General features: G+C 35.3%; 22 protein-coding genes. 1 reads left to right on the plus strand and 21 read right to left on the minus strand.

Annotated features, from left to right (window positions below; all coding sequences use genetic code 11):
- Positions 1 to 11: 11 nt before the first annotated feature.
- The 21 genes from rpsS to X925_RS01980 form a co-directional block, all read right to left on the minus strand.
- Entirely contained in the window at positions 12 to 305 is a 294-nt protein-coding gene (gene rpsS / locus X925_RS01880) for a 30S ribosomal protein S19 (protein ID WP_012208613.1), read from the minus strand.
- Between the two features lie 146 nt (positions 306 to 451).
- Positions 452 to 1,276, minus strand: a complete 825-nt coding sequence (gene rplB / locus X925_RS01885; RefSeq protein ID WP_103065578.1) for a 50S ribosomal protein L2 — start codon at positions 1,274 to 1,276, stop codon at positions 452 to 454.
- Between the two features lie 16 nt (positions 1,277 to 1,292).
- The gene (gene rplW, locus X925_RS01890; protein ID WP_012208615.1) at positions 1,293 to 1,589 is read right to left on the minus strand and encodes a 50S ribosomal protein L23; all 297 of its coding nucleotides are present in this window, start codon (positions 1,587 to 1,589) and stop codon (positions 1,293 to 1,295) included.
- On the minus strand, positions 1,589 to 2,254 hold the full coding sequence (gene rplD, locus X925_RS01895) for a 50S ribosomal protein L4 (protein ID WP_121514867.1): 666 nt from the start codon (positions 2,252 to 2,254) through the stop codon (positions 1,589 to 1,591). The genes rplW and rplD overlap by 1 nt, the downstream gene beginning before the upstream one ends.
- A gap of 16 nt (positions 2,255 to 2,270) precedes the next feature.
- Positions 2,271 to 2,912 carry a 50S ribosomal protein L3 gene (gene rplC, locus X925_RS01900; protein ID WP_121958967.1) on the minus strand — a complete coding sequence of 214 codons (642 nt, stop codon included), beginning with the start codon at positions 2,910 to 2,912 and terminating at the stop codon, positions 2,271 to 2,273.
- Positions 2,913 to 2,971: 59 nt separating this feature from the next.
- On the minus strand, positions 2,972 to 3,283 hold the full coding sequence (gene rpsJ / locus X925_RS01905; protein ID WP_121514869.1) for a 30S ribosomal protein S10: 312 nt from the start codon (positions 3,281 to 3,283) through the stop codon (positions 2,972 to 2,974).
- Between the two features lie 76 nt (positions 3,284 to 3,359).
- A complete protein-coding gene (gene tuf, locus X925_RS01910) occupies positions 3,360 to 4,559 on the minus strand; it encodes an elongation factor Tu (RefSeq protein WP_121958968.1) in 1,200 nt (399 codons plus the stop codon).
- A 191-nt stretch (positions 4,560 to 4,750) separates the two neighbouring features.
- Entirely contained in the window at positions 4,751 to 6,838 is a 2,088-nt protein-coding gene (gene fusA, locus X925_RS01915; protein WP_121958969.1) for an elongation factor G, read from the minus strand.
- A 27-nt stretch (positions 6,839 to 6,865) separates the two neighbouring features.
- Entirely contained in the window at positions 6,866 to 7,333 is a 468-nt protein-coding gene (gene rpsG, locus X925_RS01920) for a 30S ribosomal protein S7 (RefSeq protein WP_012208621.1), read from the minus strand.
- Between the two features lie 19 nt (positions 7,334 to 7,352).
- Positions 7,353 to 7,727 carry a 30S ribosomal protein S12 gene (rpsL, locus tag X925_RS01925; RefSeq protein WP_012208622.1) on the minus strand — a complete coding sequence of 125 codons (375 nt, stop codon included), beginning with the start codon at positions 7,725 to 7,727 and terminating at the stop codon, positions 7,353 to 7,355.
- Positions 7,728 to 7,931: 204 nt separating this feature from the next.
- Positions 7,932 to 10,052 carry an ATP-dependent helicase gene (locus X925_RS01930; protein ID WP_121958970.1) on the minus strand — a complete coding sequence of 707 codons (2,121 nt, stop codon included), beginning with the start codon at positions 10,050 to 10,052 and terminating at the stop codon, positions 7,932 to 7,934.
- 15 nt (positions 10,053 to 10,067) lie between these two features.
- Complete coding sequence (locus X925_RS01935; protein ID WP_012208624.1) at positions 10,068 to 11,312, minus strand: sigma-70 family RNA polymerase sigma factor; 1,245 nt, start codon at positions 11,310 to 11,312, stop codon at positions 10,068 to 10,070.
- A gap of 62 nt (positions 11,313 to 11,374) precedes the next feature.
- Entirely contained in the window at positions 11,375 to 12,691 is a 1,317-nt protein-coding gene (gene iscB, locus X925_RS01940) for an RNA-guided endonuclease IscB (RefSeq protein WP_012208625.1), read from the minus strand.
- 322 nt (positions 12,692 to 13,013) lie between these two features.
- A complete protein-coding gene (dnaG, locus tag X925_RS01945; protein WP_121958971.1) occupies positions 13,014 to 14,753 on the minus strand; it encodes a DNA primase in 1,740 nt (579 codons plus the stop codon).
- Positions 14,754 to 14,797: 44 nt separating this feature from the next.
- The gene (gene rpsI / locus X925_RS01950; RefSeq protein ID WP_012208627.1) at positions 14,798 to 15,205 is read right to left on the minus strand and encodes a 30S ribosomal protein S9; all 408 of its coding nucleotides are present in this window, start codon (positions 15,203 to 15,205) and stop codon (positions 14,798 to 14,800) included.
- A gap of 15 nt (positions 15,206 to 15,220) precedes the next feature.
- A complete protein-coding gene (gene rplM / locus X925_RS01955) occupies positions 15,221 to 15,676 on the minus strand; it encodes a 50S ribosomal protein L13 (protein ID WP_012208628.1) in 456 nt (151 codons plus the stop codon).
- A gap of 13 nt (positions 15,677 to 15,689) precedes the next feature.
- Positions 15,690 to 16,250, minus strand: coding sequence for an ECF transporter S component (locus tag X925_RS01960; protein WP_121958972.1), 561 nt, complete (start codon positions 16,248 to 16,250; stop codon positions 15,690 to 15,692).
- Positions 16,251 to 16,257: 7 nt separating this feature from the next.
- The gene (rpmA, locus tag X925_RS01965; protein ID WP_121958973.1) at positions 16,258 to 16,527 is read right to left on the minus strand and encodes a 50S ribosomal protein L27; all 270 of its coding nucleotides are present in this window, start codon (positions 16,525 to 16,527) and stop codon (positions 16,258 to 16,260) included.
- A 4-nt stretch (positions 16,528 to 16,531) separates the two neighbouring features.
- Positions 16,532 to 16,828 carry a ribosomal-processing cysteine protease Prp gene (locus tag X925_RS01970; RefSeq protein ID WP_121958974.1) on the minus strand — a complete coding sequence of 99 codons (297 nt, stop codon included), beginning with the start codon at positions 16,826 to 16,828 and terminating at the stop codon, positions 16,532 to 16,534.
- Between the two features lie 5 nt (positions 16,829 to 16,833).
- Positions 16,834 to 17,148: a 50S ribosomal protein L21 gene (gene rplU, locus X925_RS01975; protein ID WP_012208632.1), complete on the minus strand. Its 315-nt coding sequence runs from the start codon at positions 17,146 to 17,148 to the stop codon at positions 16,834 to 16,836.
- 115 nt (positions 17,149 to 17,263) lie between these two features.
- Positions 17,264 to 19,309 carry a transglycosylase domain-containing protein gene (locus tag X925_RS01980; protein ID WP_121958975.1) on the minus strand — a complete coding sequence of 682 codons (2,046 nt, stop codon included), beginning with the start codon at positions 19,307 to 19,309 and terminating at the stop codon, positions 17,264 to 17,266.
- Between the two features lie 483 nt (positions 19,310 to 19,792).
- Between X925_RS01980 and X925_RS01985 the strand changes: the two genes are divergently transcribed.
- Entirely contained in the window at positions 19,793 to 20,548 is a 756-nt protein-coding gene (locus X925_RS01985; RefSeq protein ID WP_103065587.1) for a YebC/PmpR family DNA-binding transcriptional regulator, read from the plus strand.
- The last annotated feature ends 32 nt before the right edge of the window (positions 20,549 to 20,580 follow it).

Consider the following 20,580-nt stretch of genomic DNA (forward strand, 5'->3'; position numbering starts at 1 on the left):
AACTACCCTCCTCAACCTTGCTTTTCTATCTTTCCTTTAACAGCTTTTTTGTCTGGATGTCCTCCAAACCTTCTGGTTGGAGAAAATTCTCCCAATCTGTGACCAATCATTTGTTCAGTTATATAAACCGGTATGTGTTTCATTCCGTTATGAACTGCTATTGTATGTCCAACCATTTCTGGCAGGATCATCGAGGCCCTTGACCAAGTTTTAATAACCTTTTTTTCACCCTTTTCGTTCATCTCTCTAATCTTTTTGATAAGACTTGGATGAACATAAGGACCTTTTTTTAAAGACCTTCCCACCTACTGCACCTCCTTGCTCTTCATTCTAGGTACCTTTAGAAACTCTAAAAGCTTGTTAATAGCGCCCCTTCGCCCCGCTGCCCACCCATAAGGAAAGGGTTTGCGGTTCCTTAAACTTCGCTCCCCACACATAAAGATAAAAATGCTTACTTTACTCTTCTTCTTACTATAAATTTATCGGATTGTTTTTTTCCTCTTCTTGTTTTATACCCTTTAGCAGGGGTTCCCCAAGGAGATTTAGGAATATGACCTTTGCTTCTTCCTTCTCCACCACCCATTGGATGATCTACTGGATTTTGTACCATACCTCTTACTTTGGGTCTTCTTCCTAACCATCTGATTTTTCCTGCTTTACCGTAAACTTCATTGGAGTGGTCTTCGTTCCCTACTACTCCGATGGTAGCCATACAACTTAAACGAACTCTTCTCAACTCACCAGAAGGCATTTTTAAAAGTGCATATTTGCCTTCTTTAGCCATTAACTGTGCATAAGTCCCTGCAGATTTTGCTATTTTTCCACCTCTACCAGGTTCAAATTCTATATTGTGCACAAGAGTTCCTAGAGGAATATTCTCCAAAGGTAAGCTGTTACCTACTTTGATTTCAGCTTTTGCACCACTCATTACAGTTTCTCCTACATGTAATCCCTTGGGAGATAATATATACCTTTTTTCTCCATCGGCGTATACCAATAGAGCTATCCTTGCACTTCTGTTAGGATCGTATTCTATTGAAGCAACTTTTGCAGGGATATTTATTTTGTCTCTTTTAAAGTCTATTATTCTGTACTTTCTTTTGTGCCCACCACCTCGATGCCTCATTGTAACTCGACCATAATGGTTCCTTCCACCTGTTTTTTTCAAGGGTTCGAGTAAACTTTTTTCGGGTTCGACTTTTGATAATTCAGAAAAATCAGATGTCGTCATATATCTTCGCGATGGTGTTACAGGTTTGTATTGTTTTAACGCCATTATTTATCCACCTCTCTTACAGACTGCCTTGCAATTCTCTGATTACGTATCCTTCTCCTAATTTAACTATCGCTTTTTTCCATCCTCTTGTATATCCTTCACTTCTTCCCAATCTTTTTGGTTTGGGTTTCATATTCATTACGTACACTTTCTCTACTTTGACTTTGAATATTGTCTCAATGGCTTCCTTTATTTCTGGCTTGGTAGCTTCTTTCATGACTTCAAATGTATATTTGCGTTCTTGCATGAGAGAATAGGTTTTTTCTGTTAAGATCGGCCTAGTAATTATATCATAAGCTTTTTGAAGTTCCATCAGCCGATCACCTCCTCGATTTTATTCACCATTTCCTTGGTAAGCACAATTTTCTCGTTATTTATTAAATCAAATACATTTAAACCGTCTACATTCTTTTTGTTTTGACCAGGGTTATCCGCTATAATTACTTTGACTTTTGGCAAATTTCTTGCAGATAGCTTAAAGTTTTCGTATTGTTCCTGGTGATAAGGAAATAAAAATAAGACCTTTGTATCTTCCATACCAAATTTAGCTAAAATATTTTTTACATCTTTCGTTCTCGGCTTTTCGAATTTAACTTCATCTAAAACAATTAAATTGTTTTCTCTATACCTGACACTCAACGCAGATTTTAAAGCTAGTCTTTTCATTTTTTTGTTGAGATCTTTGTGAAATTCCCTAGGTTTTGGTCCAAAAGTTACTCCACCGTGTCGGAAAAGAGGAGATCTAATTGATCCGGCTCTTGCCCTACCTGTATGCTTTTGAGGCCATGGTTTTCTGCCTCCTCCACTAACTTCACTTCTTGTCTTTGTCGAAGCTGTTCCTGCCCTTTTGTTCGTCAATTGCATATCAACGTATCTATATAGTACATCCATATTTGGGTCTATATTAAAGATTTCGTCTTTAATATCTAACGTGCCAACTTTTTCATTTTGAATATTGTATATATCTATCTGCGACATTTACTAATCAACCTCCCTACTTCGTTTTTGGGCGTTTTGCCTTTACGGCTTCTTTTATTGTTACCAGTCCGCCCCTCGCTCCTGGAACTCCACCTTTGACCGCTATTAGATTATTTTGTACATCAATGTAAACTATCTCTGAGTTTTGAATGGTTACTCTTTCATTTCCGTATTGACCTGGCATCTTTTTACCTTTGAATACTTTTGAAGGAAATGTTGCCATTCCTGTAGATCCTAAACCTCTATGAAATTTTGAACCGTGTGTGTCTTCACCACCTCTAAAATTCCATCTTTTCATAACTCCTGAGTATCCTCTTCCTTTTGAATTGCCTATTAAATCAATCTTTTCTCCTTCAGAAAAAATTGTTACATCAATTTTTTGACCGATTTCGTAATCATCTACGTTGTCTACTCTAAATTCCCTTAAATACCTTAAAGGTTGTACTTGTGCTTTTTTGAAATGACCCATCAATGGCTTGTTTGCTTTTCTTTCTGGTATCTCTTCAAAACCTATCTGTATAGCGTTGTAACCATCTGTTTCTACAGTTTTCTTTTGAACTACCACACATGGTCCAGCTTTGATGACTGTCACCGGGATGGCTTTATCATCTTTAAAAACACGAGTCATTCCAACTTTTTTACCTAAAATACCTTTCATTTTTACACCTCCAGAGCCCGAATGATATCCGTCTTATTTTTTTAAAATTTACAATGACATCAAGCTTTTATGTCTACAGATACTCCCGCTGGAATATTAACTTTCAACAGTTTAGTAACCGTATCGGATGAAGCATTGTATATATATATCACTCTTTTATGAACAACCTTTTCAAATTGTTCCATTGAATATGAATATTTGTGCGGGGACCTTATAACTGAATACACGGTTCTCTTATTTGGCAGTGGAATTGGACCAGAAACTTTAGCTTCGGTATCTTTTACAGCATCGATGATTTTTTTTGAAGATTCGTCGAGTAATCTATGGTCGTATCCTTTCAGCCGTATTTTTATGTACTTATTACTGGCCATATTTTTTTAAAAGCCTCCTTTTAACTCATTAGTAAGGGGAGCTGAAGCTCCCCGTACAATTATACTTTCAGATTTATTATTCAATTATCTCTGTAACAACACCAGCACCGACTGTCCTTCCACCCTCTCTTATAGCAAATCTCATACCTTCTTCGAGAGCTACAGGATATATCAACTCTACTGTCATATTGATATTGTCGCCAGGCATTACCATCTCTGCACCACTGGAAAATTCTACAAGAGTCCCTGTAACGTCGGCTGTCCTAATATAAAATTGAGGTCTGTAACCTTTAGTGAAAGGTGTGTGTCTTCCTCCCTCTTCCTTTTTCAATACGTACACCTCAGCCTTGAATTTTTTATGTGGGGTGATTGAACCTGGAGCAGCAAGAACCTGACCTCTTTTTACTTCATCTTTTTCTATACCTCTTAAGAGACATCCAACGTTATCTCCAGCTTCACCTTCATCCAATATCTTTCTAAACATCTCAACACCAGTTACAACAGTCTTTTTTGTTTCATAGCTCAAACCAATTATTTCAACTTGATCTCCAGTGTGAACGACTCCTCTTTCGATTCTTCCAGTGACAACCGTTCCCCTACCAGTAATACTGAAAATATCTTCTATAGGCATTAAGAAAGGTTTGTCAATTTCTCTTACTGGATCTGGGAAGTAAGAATCAACTGCATCCATAAGTTCATATATTTTTTGTGTCCAAGGACCATCCGGGTTATCTTCTTCCAACGCCTTTAGGGCTGAACCCCTTATCACAGGAACTTCATCTCCTGGAAATTCGTAGCTGCTTAGAAGATCTCTTACTTCCATTTCTACTAAGTCAATTAATTCTTCGTCGTCAACCATGTCAACTTTGTTAATGAATACAACTAAAGCTGGAACGTTAACCTGCCTAGCCAACAAAACATGTTCTCTCGTTTGTGGCATAACACCATCAGTTGCGGCTACAACTAAGATAGCTCCATCCATTTGAGCTGCTCCGGTTATCATATTTTTGATGTAGTCCGCATGACCTGGACAATCTATATGTGCGTAATGTCTTTTATCTGTTTGATATTCAACGTGTGAAACGTTGATGGTGATTCCTCTTGCTTTTTCCTCAGGAGCTTTATCTATCATGTCAAACGGTGTGAAATCTGCTCCACCTTTGTAAGATAAAGCCTTGGTAATAGCAGCGGTTAAAGTTGTTTTCCCGTGATCAATATGACCGATAGTCCCTACGTTCATGTGAGTCTTTGCCCTAACAAACTTCTCTTTAGCCATTGTTCTATCTCCTCCTTGTAAATTATTATTATAGTGTCTTCAGAAACTCTGAAAACTTTATTTAGCGCCCCTTTGCCGAACGTTACGGGGGTCCCCCGTAAAAACCCCAAATCAAGGTCAAAATCATTTAAAAACATTGTTTGCCCATTGCGGCAAACACTCCCCACCCATAAGGAAAGGGAGAGATAAAGTTATTCTCTACTTAAGAGTTTTTGAGTTACTTGCTCCGGAACTTCCTCGTAATGAGAAAATTGAATAGAACTTGTTGCCCTTCCTTGAGAAAGAGATCTCATTATGGTTGCATATCCAAATAATTCTGATAATGGAACCTGGGCGTGAACTACTCTGGTATTCGTCCCTCCAACGTTTTCAAAACTTTCTATTCTTCCTCTTCTTGAACTTAAATCCGCAATTATATCTCCCATATACTCTTCTGGAGTAGTAACGTCCACTTTCATGACTGGCTCTAATAAAACAGGCTTAGCTTTTTTTATGGCATCTTTAAAAGCCATAGATGCAGCTATTTTAAATGCCATTTCTGAAGAGTCAACTTCATGGTAGGAACCATCAAAAACTTCGACTCTAATAGCAACCATTGGATAACCTAGTAAGACTCCATCTTGCATACTTTCTTTTACGCCATTTTCTATGGCCGGTATATACTCTTTTGGTATAACTCCACCTACTATTTTATCGACAAATTCGAATTCTTTTTCACTATTCAAAGGCAGTGGTTCAACTCTAAGTTTAACATGTCCATACTGCCCTCGACCTCCCGTTTGCCTGATATATTTGCCTTCAGCTTCGGCTGGGAGTTTAATAGTTTCTTTGTATGCCACACGCGGTTGACCTACTTTGACGTTTACCTTATATTCTCTTTTAATTCTGTCAATTATGATTTCTAGGTGCAATTCTCCCATTCCAGATAATATGGTTTCTCCGGTATCGTGGTCGACGTAGCTTCTTAAGCTTGGGTCTTCTTCTGTCAAAGCATTTAGAGCTTTCCCCAATTTGGCTTCATCATCTTTGGTTTCAGGTTCTATCGAAACAGAAATAACAGGTTCTGGGAATTCAAGTTTTTCTAAAACCAAATTGCATTCTTTATCTGAGAGTGTATCACCAGTGGAAGTATCTTTTAAGCCGATCAATCCTACGATGTCTCCAGCCCTTATGTAATCAACTTCTTCCCTTTTGTCGGCATGAAGAAAAACAAGTCTAGATACCCTCTCTGTTTTATTTTTAGTTGTATTCACCACGTAGCTACCCTTATTTAAAGTACCAGAATAAACTCTAGCAAAAGTTAACTTACCAATAAAGGGATCTGCCATTATTTTAAAAGCCAATGCAAAAAAGTCTCCGTCTTCGAGTGGAAGAATGTCTTTTACGAACTCTCCCGTCGATCCATCAAAAGCCTTAACAGGAGGCATATCTAAAGGCGAAGGCAGATAATCAATAACTGCATCTAACAAAGGTTGAACTCCTTTGTTTTTAAACGCACTTCCACAAAGAACAGGTACTATTTTGCTTTGTATGGTTGATGTCCTTATGGCTTCTTTTAATTTATCTACAGGAATTTCTTCCTCTTCTATGTAAAGTTCCATTATATTTTCATCAACCTCAGCAACTGCAGCAATTAAGTCCTCTCTCTTAGATTCACAAAAATCTATCAAATTGGACGGAATACTCCTTTTCTCAATTATTTGACCATTTTCATCTGTCCAATAAAGTGCTTCCATAGTTAGTAAATCAACTACACCTTCAAAATCTGCCTCAGAACCTATTGGAACTTGCAAAGCTACGGGATTAGCCCCCAATTTATCTTTCATTGTTTGTATAGCGTTAAAAAAATTAGCTCCTATTTTATCCATTTTATTCATAAAGGCGATTCTCGGCACTCTATACCTATCAGCTTGACGCCACACTGTTTCAGATTGCGGTTCAACCCCAACTTGAGCGTCAAAAACAGCAATAGCTCCATCTAAAACACGTAATGATCTTTCTACCTCAACGGTAAAATCAACGTGGCCTGGTGTGTCAATTATATTTATTCTATGATCCTTCCAAAAAGCAGAAGTCGCTGCAGAGGTTATGGTAATTCCTCTTTCTTTTTCTTGCTCCATCCAATCTGTTTCGGTTGTGCCTTCATCAACATTTCCTAATTTGTGTTTTGTCCCCGTATAAAATAAAATTCTTTCGGTAGTAGTTGTTTTTCCTGCATCTATATGAGCAACTATTCCTATATTTCTTATTTTTTCTATGGGGTATAATCTTTCTTTCAAAACAATCCCTCCTACTAAGCTGCTAAACTACCATCTGAAATGTGCAAAAGCTCTGTTTGCTTCAGCCATCCTATGAACGTCTTCTTTCTTTTTCACAGAAGGTCCCGTATTGTTGTAGGCGTCTATCAGTTCTTGAGATAATTTACTAACCATATCTCTGCCTTTTTTTGATTGTGCAGAGGTAACTATCCATCTTATTGCTAAAGATGTGGCTCTGTTTTCCGGTACTTCAAAAGGTACTTGATATGTTGAACCCCCCACCCTTCTTGATCTTACTTCTACCACAGGTTTAACATTATCTATCGCTTTATGAAAAGCCTCTATTGGATTTTCTTTTGTAGCTTCAGCCAACCTCTCCAAAGCAGAATACACTATTTGTTGTGCTAAAGATTTTTTTCCATCATACATCAACCTGTTTATAAATTTGGAAAGTAAAATATCCCCATAAATAGGATCTGGAACTATGTTTCTTTTTTCAGCAGTTCTTCTTCTCATTCAGTAAAGAGCCTCCTTATTAAGCCTTGGGTTTTTTGGTACCGTATTTACTTCTACCTTGTTTTCTACCTTCAACACCGGCAGCATCCAAAGTCCCTCTGATTATCTTATACCTAACACCAGGTAAGTCTTTTACCCTTCCACCTCTTACCAAAACGTTAGAGTGTTCTTGTAGGTTATGACCTTCTCCAGGTATATAACAAGTTACTTCGATTCCATTCGATAGCTTAACCCTTGCAATCTTCCTTAAAGCTGAATTAGGTTTTTTCGGGGTCATAGTTGAAACCCTTACACAAACACCTCGTTTTTGAGGGTTACCTCGTAATGCAGGAGATTTGGTCTTTTTCTTTACAGATGTTCTTCCGTACCTTATTAATTGATTAATCGTTGGCACTTAGATTTCTCTCATTTCAAGGGAAGCCATTAAATAAATGCCCTCAAAAATGAGAGTTCACCTCCTTCTGCTTTATTTTAATTTATATTAGTGTAATATATATTTTTCGTATATTTGAAAAAATAAGAAAACGCCAGTGGATATTTTACATTATTGGACCTTAATTAAAAATTAATTAAATATAACAATTTAAATAATTTACGGTTATTTATATTTGATTTTCAAACGATTGACCGTTTCCTCCGGAATTTTTTTGATAAAATCGTTTTCTTTTTTTACAAAATAAAATGAATTTTTTAGATACGGGTTGGTTGTACCGGTTAGCTGTTTCAAAATGTATAATTCATTCTTTGCTCTTGTTATGGCAACATAGAAGAGCCTTTCTTCTTCATCTAATTTTTGTTCTTTAATTGCAAGTCCGTTGGGAAAATCTCCTGGATTCACCGATATGAGAATAACTACTTTCCATTCCAATCCCTTAGCCCCATGAATCGTTGTGAGCGTTAACTTATTCTCATCTTTATCCCTACTCGCAGGTATTACTCCTATCTCTTCACTAAGCGTCAAATCTTCTATAAAAGCACTTACTGAATCATAACGACTGGCAATTTCACTGAATCTTTCAATATCCATGTTCCTTGATTTAGAATCTGCATAAGTTAAGAAAGAATATTCTTGGTAGAAATCTTTATAAATGGTATCTATCAACTCATCAGGACTACTTTCTTTATTATCGAAAAGTTTTGTTAATAACTCCAAGGGTGTTTTGAACTTATTTATTTCAGTTTCCTTCAATATATTTGAGATGTTATCGTTTTCTTCTCCTTGACCCCGCTCGGGGCTTTTCCCTATTCCAGTTTCAATCGCTTCATAGATCTTAGAGGCAGTTTTGTTACCAATTCCAGGAAATAATTTTAAAACCCTCATCCACGAAATCTTATCTAAAGGATTGTTTAATATCTTTAAAAAAGCCAATATATCTTTTATATGCGCTGTTTCGATGAATCTCAATCCTGATAGTATTCTGTAAGGAATACCTTTTGAATCCAATTTTTGTTGTAACACCATAGATAACGAATGTGATCTATATAGCACAGCGATATCTTTGTAATCTAAACCTTCTTTTAATTTATCTTCTATGATTTTGACTACGGCATCTGCTTGTTCTAAATCGTCAAAAGTTTCCACAACGAAAGGTTTTAAATAACTTTTTCTCTTAGGTTTTAGGACTTTAGGAACAGAATTAGAAGGTATTAGGTGATTAATCAAACCAACTATATCAGAGGTACTTCTATAATTACTTTGTATTTTGAAAACCTTCGTTCTGTCATCTTCAATAAAATCTTTTACGTTTTTAAATAAAGCTCCTCTGAATGAATATATGCTTTGAGAATCGTCTCCAACAACTATCAGATTCCCATGAACAGAGGATAAAGCTTCAACCAATTCTATTTGAATTTTGTTGGTATCTTGAAATTCGTCAACTAAAACATATTTAAATTGGCTTGAACACTTGTTTAGTACTTCTGGATGAGTTTTGAATAAAACTAAAGTATTTACTAACAGATCATCATAGTCCATCGCATTCATATCTTTTTTTAATTGAGCATACATACTCCATATTTGCTCAATGTCTCTTTCAAAATTCAACAAATATGGGGCTCTTTCAAGTATGGATTCTCTTAAAGACGTCAATGTGTTACATGAATAGCTGATAATTTTCATTATTACTTCTTCTTTTGGAAGTTTGTAATTATCACTGATTTCTTTTATGTACTCGCTTTTAGCCATTTTTAACAAATCTTTTGAATCTTCTTTGTCGAGAATGCTGTAATTATTTTTATAGTCTAAAAGCGTGGCGTACTTTCTAAGAATCGTATTACATACATGATGGAATGTACCAGCTAACATTTTATCCATGTTTCTGTTGGTTACATTTTTTACCCTTTCTATCATTTCCCTTGCTGCAGCTCGAGTAAATGTAACTAGCAAAATATTTTCAGGTTCAACTCCATTATTCAACAAATAAGCAATTTTATAGGTTATTACTCTAGTTTTACCAGAGCCAGGACCCGCAACTATTATCGATCTTCCTTCTGATTTTATGACAGCTTCTCTTTGTTCTTCATCCAACTCATTTTCGAATAAAGATGACGGGCTTCCGCCACTTAAGGAGGGGAATTTTTCCTTGACCCCGTTCGGTGTGTTTCCTTGAACTCCCTTCGGGGTGTTCTCCTCAACCTCGTTCGGGGTGTTTCCTTGAACCCCCTTCGGGGTGTTTTTTTCTCCCAAAAAGAGGAAATCATTCCCCTTGTTTTTCGCCATTTATTTCCACTCCCGTTATATGTCCTTCTTTTCTATCATATCGCTTATTTCTTTTAATTGCAAGCTTCTGGAGGGATGCCTTAACTTCCTTAAGGCTTTTACTTCAATCTGCCTTATCCTTTCTCTTGTTACGTTGAAGAAGTTTCCAACCTCTTCCAGTGTTTTCATTTTACCGTCAAGCAAGCCATATCTCATTTTTAACACCGTAGCTTCCTTGGGCCTTAAAGATTCCAAAACTTTTTCAATTTCTTCTTTAAGTATCATTCTCACCGCAATTTCCTCTGGTTGATCAGCTTCAGAGTCCTCTAAAAAATCACCTATATAAGCTTCTTCATCATCAGAACCACTTATTGGTGCATCAACGGAAATGATCTCTTTAGTTGCCAATAAAATTTCATCCATTTTTTCTAAAGGTTTATCCAGTAATTCTGCTAACTTTTCGGTAGAGGGGTATTCACCTGTTTCTTGGAGGTGTTTTCTAATAACTATGTTCATCCTGTTTATAGATTCAACCAAATGAACAGGTATTCTAATTGTTCTAGCTTGATCGGCTATAGCTCTGGTGATAGCTTGCCTAACCCACCAAGTAGCATAGGTTGAGAATTTAAAGCCTCTTTTCCAGTCAAATTTTTCTACGGCTCTAATTAAACCTATATTCCCCTCTTGAATCAAATCCAAAAAGGTTAATCCTCTTCCTGTGTATCTTTTGGCTATACTAATCACCAATCTTAGATTTGCCTTCACCAATTCGTCTTTGGCTTTTTTGTCGCCTTTCTTAGCTCTTATAGCAAGCTGCCTTTCCCTGGAGGGAGTTAAAAGTTTGATTCCCCCTATTTCTCTCAAATAAATCTTTATGGGTTCATTTACGGCAGAGTTGTCGAATATCTGAGATTCCCTTTCTTGAAAAAGCTCCTCTAACCCATCGTTAAAAAATTCTTCTTCCTCTTGGATTTGGTCCTCTTGGGAGGATTCTATAATTTCTATCCCTTCTGATTCGAGCTTTTCATGGATCTTATCTAAAAAGCTGCCGTCAATCACATCAGATAAGTTATGAGGTATGCATTCATCTATATCTCGATAAGTTATGGTATTGTTCTTCTCTTTAGCTATTTCAATAAGTTTTTCTAAACCTCTCTCAAGTTCTTCTATATAACATTCTTTGTCTCTTTTAACCCTTATTTTATCTTGATCAACGATCTCAATTTTTTCAATTTCTTCTATTAATTCTGAAAAATCCACCTTTTTCTCAAGCTTTTCCATAAAAAAATCTGCAGGGGACTCACCACTTTAATGGTGAGAGGAACGCAGAATCTTTCCTCCTTTTAAGATATTTGATATCCATAACCGTCATTTTTTTGTAGTAATGTAAGATATTTTGGATGTACATCACCAACACCATTTAATAAAAAGCTTGGCCTATGTCGTATTGCAATGCGTCCAATATGGATACCCATATTTTTTCCTTTTGGTATAACTGCCAACACTATATCGCCTGTTTTGTATCCCATATATGTTCGTTCTTTTGGACGATATTTTTTTGGGAATCCGTATTTATCTACAAAACACATTCTACGCATTCCATGACCCATTGCTTTGATCTCTAAAACTTGCATATCAGGTTCAATTTGAACGTTTTGACCACTTTCTCCAACACAAGCTGCATCTATCCAATGCTTTTTAGGATAGTTTTGTGTCTCACGATTGTACTTTGTTCGTCCTCCTGTTCCAACTTCAATAGGTAATTCTTCCTTACCTGCCGTGAGGCTGTTTCCTCGTAATTGATTGAATATATACCAACGTGTAGCATTGAGTGCTGCTGTATCTTTGAGTGGTCTCTTTGATTCTGATTTGATCTGTTTCAGCCTTTCTGGATTATTTGTTAAAAATTCTTCAATTGATTGATTACCTTTCTTCTGATTGCATTCGTGGCAAGCTAATGTAAGGTTACTTATCCTGTCACTTCCACCTTTAGATTTAGGTACGATATGTTCTATTTCTAACGGTACATTCTCTTTACCACAATATACACATTTCCTACCCCATTTCTCAAGAAGGTACTCTTTTATTTCGTATCCATACAACGTTCCTCGTTGATACTCTATTCCATTAATTTCTGGATCTTGTAGTTTTTGAGTATCAAAACGTACTAATTCCAATGAAATACCTGTAATTGGTGAAAAGCGTCGAATACGTTTAATCCATGTGAGTATATTTTCTACACGGCTTATAAGACTAGGTGGTAACCAACCTTTTGAACGTTTTCTGTTGTCAAACCTTGCTATACGATACCTTATCTTTCGGTTTCTTCGTGAACGTCTTACACCTCTACGAGTATCTAATGCTTTTTTGATACTTTGACCTCTGTGATGAATCTCAGCACCCCAAATTACTTTCTTACCGTTCTTAAAATCGCCTACTAAAGTAACTCCAGTGATCTTACTTCCAGGATCGATCTTAACCTGTATAGGTTGCGTGTCGCCGCCTTCACGATCTTTTAGAATAATTGTGAATGGATGGTATCGAAATACTGCTGCTTTACCTTTCTTCAATAACTCTCTTGCCCTAGCAGGATGACATGGCATAAGTGGTTGTTTGTTTTTATCTAATACAAAAACTCGTTGTACAGATTCCTTTTCCATGGAAGTTACCTTCCTCTCCCTTTCGGGTTAAAGTGAGCCTCGCCAATGTTATTCTGGCTTTTTACATTCAACACACTGGTTTCAACCCCGTATACCTGTTTAATGTTGAACGACAGGGCTTGGAACTGGCTCCAGCATTCCAAGGTGTCATGACCAGAATAACGTAGTTCTTCAAATTTGCCGTGAGGCTGTCTTCGAACTTAGGCTGGTCAACTCCGAGGCTTCAAGCCTCCGTCTTTAGACGGGGGTAGTTGACAGGGAACGTTATTAGATCGCTTAATAAACAAATAAAATTCTAATTTTAAAGTGTGTAGTTCACTATTCAATTGACTATTTTTAATTTTGAATAAAGTTGTATGATTTGAGACGTAATATTCGTCTTTTCCGAAAGATCTTTTGTTTCATGAAGTTTTTTCTTCAACTCTTCTATTTGTTCATTTATTTTTGTTCTCCTAATACTTTCTTTTAAAGAAGAAAGAATCCTCTCAGGATTAAAAAAATATTCAATCTTCCAAACCTCTACTATCAATTCACTTAGTTCTTTTGAAGAATTTTCAAGTAGAAACCCAATATCTGAACTTTGTGAGGTTAAAGTAAAAAATTCTTTGAGCAACTGACTAGAAAAATCTTCCTCGCTGAAATAATTTTTGAGTATCTCTCTATAGTGAGGATATTTAATCCATAGGTATAAATAAGATTTCGCAATATCGTATCTTATATCCTTTTCTACGTAAAGAGTATCTTTCGTTTGAGAATTAGACTCATTTGAAGCAGAGCTTACAGGTATTAGTGCAGAAGTTCTTTCTAGTATTTTTTGAATATACTCGGTACCTTTTCCCGTTTTTTTTGAAATATTTTCAATAAAACTTTGTAAATAACTTATTCTTCCAACATCTTCAAATTTTTTGTACCATCTTGACATCTCTTTTAAGTATTTCTCTAAAGCAAATTCATTACTTAAATCGTATTTTTCTGAATAATAATCAACGATGAACTCATGAAATTTGTAGGAGTTTTTTAATATTTCGGCGATGTATTTGTTATCGTGCTTCTTGGTTAGTTCGTCAGGATCTTTAGTAGGATACTTTGAAACTGCTATTTGGAAATCCTTAGCAAATAAAGCATCTATGGTGGATAAAGTGGCTTTTTGACCAGATTCATCCATATCGTACATTGTAACTACTTTGTTAGTTGCTTTCAGTAATTCAAGGGCATGATCTTTTGTAAAGGCAGAACCTAAAATTCCTACAACATTTTTGAAACCTAATTTGTACATGGAAATTACATCAAAGTACCCTTCGACCAATATTACAAAATCATTTTCTTTTATGAATTTTTTGTTTTTATAATACCTGTAAAGTATTTTAGACTTTTTAAAAAATTTATTCTCAGGAGTATTCAGATACTTAGGAGAATTCGTTTCTTCCTCTATTTGTCTACCAGCGAAGCCCACTAGTTCTCCAACATTGTTCCTGATTGGGATAATTAAACGATTATAAAAAAACTCTTTTTCTCCATTGATCAACAAACCAGTATTCTTTGCAATGTCTTTATCAAAAAGATTCTCTTCGATCACTTTTTGAATTTCTGAGCCCGTGGCAAACCCTAATTCAAATTCTTCTACTAACTCTCTAGTTATCTCTCTCTTTTTCAAATACTGCCAAACTTTATGATTAGAAGAGAGGTTGAGAAGATTATAGTTATAAAGTTTGGAAACTTCTTCATTAAAAATTATCTCCACAGGTTTTTCTTTTTGAGTTATATCTAATTCAATTCCCGCATAAGTAGCTATTTTTTTTAAGGCATCCAAAAAACTAATTTGTTCATACTTTTCCAAAAAAGTGATCACATCACCATGAGCTCCACATCCAAAGCAATGGAAGGTTTGGGTTTCAGGAAATATATAAAAAGATGGGGTATCTTCTGCATGAAAGGGGCATAAAGCTGTGTAATTTTTTCCCCTTTTAGAAAGAGACAAATAAGAATTGACGAAATCAACTATATCAACTTTATTTTTAATTTCGTCAATTACTTTTTTCAGACTATCATAATTTCTGCTCATAAACTTCACTATTCCTTAAAAATACGAAACAGATAAAACAGTACTCATCTTTTTGAAAATTGAGCTCTTTTTCTAGCTTTTCTCAAACCATATTTCTTTCTTTCTACTTCTCTTGGATCTCTAGTTAAGAGACCTTCTTTCTTCAAAATAGGTCTGAAGGATTCATCGTAGGAAAGTAAAGCCCTGGCAATTCCAAGTCTAATGGCACCAGCTTGGCCACTCAATCCTCCACCATTAACCCTTATAACTAAATCAAATTGTCCATTTGTAGATGTGACGGTGAGTGGTTTTAAAGCTTCTATTTCCCATACCTCGTTGCCTCTTAAATATTCTACCAAACTTTTGTATTCTTTTCCATTTATTTTTATCTTACCGTTGCCTGGCCTTAAATGTACCCTTGCCACGGCTGTTTTTCTTCTCCCGGTACCGTAATATTCGATAAGTTCTGCCATTCGAATACCTCCTGATTAAATATTTTCTATTTTTATCTCTTTTGGATTCTGAGCTTGGTGTGGATGATCAGGACCAACATATACCTTTAGTTTCTTCATCATATGCTTGGCTAAAATAGTTTTGGGCATCATACCTTTTACAGCTAGCTGAATTATCCTTTCAGGGTGCTTACTTTGCATCTGTTCAAAAGAAATTTCCTTGAGCCCTCCAGGATAACCACTGTATCTTCTGTATATTTTGTTTTCTTTTTTGTCCTTCGAAAGTTTTATTTTTTCCGCATTCACTACAACAACAAAATCCCCACTATCTATATATGGTGTATAGGTCGGTTTGTGTTTCCCCTGTAGTATTTTTGCAATCCTCGATGCCAGTCTTCCTAGTGTGTAGTCTTTTGCATCGATCAAGAACCATTCTCTTTTTATATCTTCTTTCTTAGCGGTATATGAAGGCTGCACTAATTTAGAATTCATTTCAAAAACCTCCTCATTCTTCTGATTTTGTTTGAGCGAAACTTGTTATTTTAGTTTTTTTCAATAAAAAATGCGAAATAGACGAATCCACAAAAAACTTAATGAAATTAAACAATAGAACTAGTAAAAAAAACAATTGCAAACTTATGCCTATGTTGCTAACGAATTGTGATGTTGGTTGATTAGTATAAACTGGTATCGCTACAAAATAATTCAACCCGTACGCTACAACCCCCGTCAGTAAAGAAGAAATTACGTAATTAATCCAGTTGTTCAACTTAACAAAATTTTTTAATACATACAAAGTGGTTATAAAGGCGGTTCCAGCAATAAAATTCATCAATATGCCAATTAAGCCACCATCACCGGCTCTGAAAATAAATAAAAAGCTTTTTATTACAAGAGTGAAGAAACCCGGGAAAAACCCATAGCCCATTGTAACCAAAATAATCAAACTGTCACTGGGGTCAAATTTTAAAAACGGCAATAAAGGTATTATTGGAAATTCTATAAAAGTCAAAAGAAATGAGAGTGCCCCAAAAATCCCGACAATTGCTACCCTTCTACCATGCATAAACGAATCAGTCCTTTAGGGCATAAACATCTACGAACTTCCTGTTGTTTTTAGTTTTGAACTTAACGACACCGTCAGTTTTAGCAAATATTGTGAAGTCTCTTCCTATTCCAACGTTTTCCCCAGGATGAATCTTAGTGCCTCTTTGTCTAACAATTATGGTACCGGCCCTAATTTTTTTACCGTCAGAAGCCTTCACACCAAGATACTTGGGGTTGCTATCTTTTTTATTTACATCAGAACTTTTTTTGGCAAAAAGTTGTAAATCTATTTTCATAATCTTATCTAACCTCCACTTTGAGATTTCTTGGGTAATCTTTAGATATGGCAACCAAACTTTTTAGCAAGTAATCTAATAACAAATTGGAGAGGTGAGTTTCTTGCTTGAGCGTAATCTTTAAATAACCCTCTCTTTTCTCGATATGACCTAAACTTTCATTTTTTAGAATTTCAGCAACAAATTGAGTTAATACACTGACAGCACTACAAACTATATCGTTACCAAAAGAAGAAAATTCGGCATGTCCAAATATTTCTACACTGGGTTTTTCGGAATTGTTATAAATTGCCGTAATCATTGGCGTTATCCTTCAATTTCTTTTATTTTTAGAGCAGTATACTCCTGTCTATGACCTTTTTCTCTTCTGTAATTTTTTCTTCCTTCAAATTTGATTATTTTTACCTTCCTATCTTTTCCATGCTCTACAACTTCGGTAATCACTTTTGCTCCCTCAACATAAGGTTTCCCAGCTTTCTTTTCTTCTTCTTTACTTAGATAAATAACTTTGTCTAATACTACCTCGTTACCTGGATCCACATCTTTTACTTTTTCAGTGTAAATCACTTGATCTTTTTCTACCTTGTATTGTTTACCATTAAAATAAACTATAGCGTACACTTTTGCACCTCCGATCTCTCAAAATTTTCTAAAATCCATTTGCCTATTTTACCATCTAAATAAACGGGTAGTATTAATTAATTGTTAATTTTAAAAAAATAAAACTAGACATTTTTTACTGTAAGAACTTTTTAATTACTTCAGCTTGATCCGGATAAATATATTTTATTTGATTATAAATCTCCCGTAATTGTGCTTGCACATCTTTATCAATATTGATGCCGTTCAAGTAACTTTCCAAATCGTAACCGTTTTGAATGAAGGAAAATGGTTCTTGGAAGAAATCCGTCAGATTCTCTTTTTTCCATTGCTCGATTTCTTTCGCCACATCAGGATAAAGATATTGAATTTCTCTCAAGGCTTCATTTATCTTTTTTTCAAGTTCTTTAAACGGATAATCTAACTTGACCGAATTTAAATATCCCACAATGTTTCCTCCTGTGGAAACGAAATCAATAGGACTTTCAAAAAAAGAAATACTTTCTTGTATACTTTCTAAACTCAGATAAACATAAACCTCTTCACTTTGACCATAATAAAGTAAAGAAGTGGCAATTTCTCTTGCCCAGGGAACAGCGTTGTACGAAGATAGAAGATCTTCTCCTTTAACCATAGTGGACAACACCTCACTACCGGTGTAACCCATAAACCATGCTGATAAATCAGAAGTTCCAGTTTTACCATGTAAATCCAAATCTAAGACGTTTGCTCTTTGACCTGTTCCTTCCAGTACGACTTTTCTCATCAAAGTATTCATTGTGGCATATGAATCATTGGAAAAACCTTCAATTTTTCTTTCAACATTTGGATATCTTTTATATATTAAATTCCCTTTCTTATCGTAAACTTCTGAAATTATGTACGATGATGGAATGATACCGTAATTTGGGAAGATTGAATAAGCTTTTGTGAACTCGTATGGACTTGTCTCTAAAGTTCCCAACGCTAAAGTTAAATCATTCGGATATTTACCTTGAACTCCTACTACATTTGAAAGAAAATTTTTAATAGTTTCTATAGACCTTTGAGGAGATATATCTATATGAGAAGCAAGGTAGATCGATGGAATGTTTATAGAATCGACTAACGCTTCTTCTAAAGTGACCGTTCCTCTATATGTTTTATCAAAGTTTTCTGGAGCCCAATCACCAAATTTCATAGGCTGATCGGGAAGTGTTGTATCTTTATCATAGCCATTTTCCAAAGCCAAAAGATAATAAAATGGTTTAATAGCAGAACCAACCTGTTGTTGAGAATAAAAAACATCGTATTCTCCACCCCAAAAACTTAATATCTCACCTGTTTTGTTGTTGATAACAATTGCAGACGTTGATGAGTCTACAGTAACAGTATCAAATAGATTCTTATTAAAGGTGGTTTTTATAGTATAACCACCACCTTTTAAACCTATATCTTCTTCCTCTGCTTTTATTCTATAAATTAAATTTAAATACCTTTCATCGTAGGTCTGAGGGTAAAAAACCATCTTTTCTATTTTTTCCTTAATGACCTCTTTTTCTTCTATTACGAAATTATTAGGCAAGGAATTTAAAACTATCATCCCCTGATTTTTAGCTCTTTCTGGGTATTTATAGGGATTGTAAACTTCTGGTCCGTTTATGATCCCTATTAAAACTAGCATCTCTTCATAACTTAAATTTTGTAGCTCTTTTCCGTAATATCTTTCTGCTGCAGCCCCAAATCCTGAAATGTCGTTCCCCAAATAAATACTGTTCATATAAGCTTCCAAAATTTCTTCTTTAGTATAAGACCGTTCCAGAAAAAAAGCAAGCATAATATCCATTATTTTTCTCTTAATAGTTCTTTCATTTGTGAGATAAACAGTTTTGGCAAGCTGTTGAGTCAGGGTGCTCCCACCTTGGACTATAGAAAAGTTCTTTATGTTTGTTAATGCTGCTCTGGTTAAAGACTTAACATTGATTCCATTATGTTCGTAAAACTCCCTATCTTCCGTCCACAAAAGGAAGTATATTAATTCTGGAGGCATCTCGTCTAACTTAACATACTTGTATTTTGTAGAAAGTATTTGTTCTCCATTATCGAATAGATAAGTGTTGTACTTTGGATCAACAAGAAAAATAGATGTAGAATCGTTGTAATAATCGTATACATAGAAGAATAAAGCTAAAAAAATTACCATTCCGGTAAAAAAGCCTATAATGAAACTCTTTATAAAAAAACACCTCCACTTGTTTGCTGTATTGTGCAAACGATGTTTTTTTGATGCTTTATGCAAAATGGTTCTTTATAATGCCTTAGAACTAACTTCCAAATTCTCATTTGCGAAGCAAATGATGTACGGGAATCTTAAGGGGGTCACCCCTTAACGTCTGAGGATATCATACCATATTTTGATTTATATTTTTTGAAAATTTGAGTAATAAATTATATTATAAAAAATATTTTGCTTGTTTTTCCAAATAAAAAATGTTAAAATAATGGTGAAAGAATTTATAAGTACAACAAATTTCTCATAAAAGTTAAAAAATAGCAATTAAATTGATAAAAAACAAAAATGCTTATGTAATCCTTAAAAGTATAATAGTTTTTGTCAAAAATTTAATTGGCTCAAAGAACCGCAATAAAAATAATTTATTCATTGTTTGTGAGGAGGTTGAATATTATGTCAGGACATAATAAATGGGCAAATATTAAACACAGAAAGGGCGCACAAGATGCAAAAAGATCCCAAATGTTTACGAAACTCATCAGAGAGCTTACAATAGCTGCTAGAGAAGGCGGAGGAGATCCAGAATCTAATCCACGCTTAAGAACCGCGGTAGAAAACGCCAAAGCAGCTAACATGCCTAAAGACAAGATCGAATCAGCTATCAAAAAAGGAACCGGTGAATTAGAGGGTGAAGAACTCACCGAAATAATGTACGAGGCATACGGTCCAGGCGGAGTTGCACTCCTAATTTCAGTTGTAACCGATAACAAGAATCGAACTGCTCAAGAAGTTCGCCATGTTCTTTCAAAATGGGGAGGAGCTTTGGCAGAATCAGGTTCTGTTTCATGGAATTTCGAACGAAAAGGACTAATAACCATCCCCAAAGAAGAAGTTGAAGATATTGACGAGCTAATGTTACTTTCGGTTGAAGCTGGCGCAGAAGATTTAGATGAAAACACCGATCCTTTAGAAATTATAACCGCCCCGGAAAATCTGACTCAGGTGAGAAATGCTTTAAAAGAAGCAGGTTATACCGTCTCTGAAAAATTAACCTTTTTGCCTAAAACAACCGTTAAGCTTTCTGATGAAGACGCTGAAAAGTTATTAAAATTGTTAAACGCCTTGGATGATATGGATGACGTCCAAGAAGTATTCGGAAATTACGAGATCGACGATGAAGTAATGGAAAGACTTGCTGCAAATATTTAAGAGCCCATAAATGGGGACGAAAGTCCCCATTT

This window comes from Petrotoga sp. 9T1HF07.CasAA.8.2 (genome assembly GCF_002895585.1).
Classification (GTDB): Bacteria; Thermotogota; Thermotogae; order Petrotogales; family Petrotogaceae; genus Petrotoga; species Petrotoga mobilis.

Excerpts from the sequence above, each read along its gene's own strand:
- rplB (WP_103065578.1), bottom strand. The coding sequence starts at position 1,276 with ATGGCGTTAAAACAATACAAACCTGTAACACCATCGCGAAGATATATG.
- rplW (WP_012208615.1), bottom strand. The coding sequence starts at position 1,589 with ATGGAACTTCAAAAAGCTTATGATATAATTACTAGGCCGATCTTAACA.
- rplD (WP_121514867.1), bottom strand. The coding sequence starts at position 2,254 with ATGTCGCAGATAGATATATACAATATTCAAAATGAAAAAGTTGGCACG.
- rplC (WP_121958967.1), bottom strand. The coding sequence starts at position 2,912 with ATGAAAGGTATTTTAGGTAAAAAAGTTGGAATGACTCGTGTTTTTAAA.
- rpsJ (WP_121514869.1), bottom strand. The coding sequence starts at position 3,283 with ATGGCCAGTAATAAGTACATAAAAATACGGCTGAAAGGATACGACCAT.
- tuf (WP_121958968.1), bottom strand. The coding sequence starts at position 4,559 with ATGGCTAAAGAGAAGTTTGTTAGGGCAAAGACTCACATGAACGTAGGG.
- rpsG (WP_012208621.1), bottom strand. The coding sequence starts at position 7,333 with ATGAGAAGAAGAACTGCTGAAAAAAGAAACATAGTTCCAGATCCTATT.
- X925_RS01930 (WP_121958970.1), bottom strand. The coding sequence starts at position 10,052 with ATGGCGAAAAACAAGGGGAATGATTTCCTCTTTTTGGGAGAAAAAAAC.
- X925_RS01935 (WP_012208624.1), bottom strand. The coding sequence starts at position 11,312 with ATGGAAAAGCTTGAGAAAAAGGTGGATTTTTCAGAATTAATAGAAGAA.
- iscB (WP_012208625.1), bottom strand. The coding sequence starts at position 12,691 with ATGGAAAAGGAATCTGTACAACGAGTTTTTGTATTAGATAAAAACAAA.
- dnaG (WP_121958971.1), bottom strand. The coding sequence starts at position 14,753 with ATGAGCAGAAATTATGATAGTCTGAAAAAAGTAATTGACGAAATTAAA.
- rpsI (WP_012208627.1), bottom strand. The coding sequence starts at position 15,205 with ATGGCAGAACTTATCGAATATTACGGTACCGGGAGAAGAAAAACAGCC.
- rplM (WP_012208628.1), bottom strand. The coding sequence starts at position 15,676 with ATGAATTCTAAATTAGTGCAGCCTTCATATACCGCTAAGAAAGAAGAT.
- X925_RS01960 (WP_121958972.1), bottom strand. The coding sequence starts at position 16,250 with ATGCATGGTAGAAGGGTAGCAATTGTCGGGATTTTTGGGGCACTCTCA.
- rpmA (WP_121958973.1), bottom strand. The coding sequence starts at position 16,527 with ATGAAAATAGATTTACAACTTTTTGCCAAAAAAAGTTCTGATGTAAAT.
- X925_RS01970 (WP_121958974.1), bottom strand. The coding sequence starts at position 16,828 with ATGATTACGGCAATTTATAACAATTCCGAAAAACCCAGTGTAGAAATA.
- X925_RS01980 (WP_121958975.1), bottom strand. The coding sequence starts at position 19,309 with ATGGTAATTTTTTTAGCTTTATTCTTCTATGTATACGATTATTACAAC.
- X925_RS01985 (WP_103065587.1), top strand. The coding sequence starts at position 19,793 with ATGTCAGGACATAATAAATGGGCAAATATTAAACACAGAAAGGGCGCA.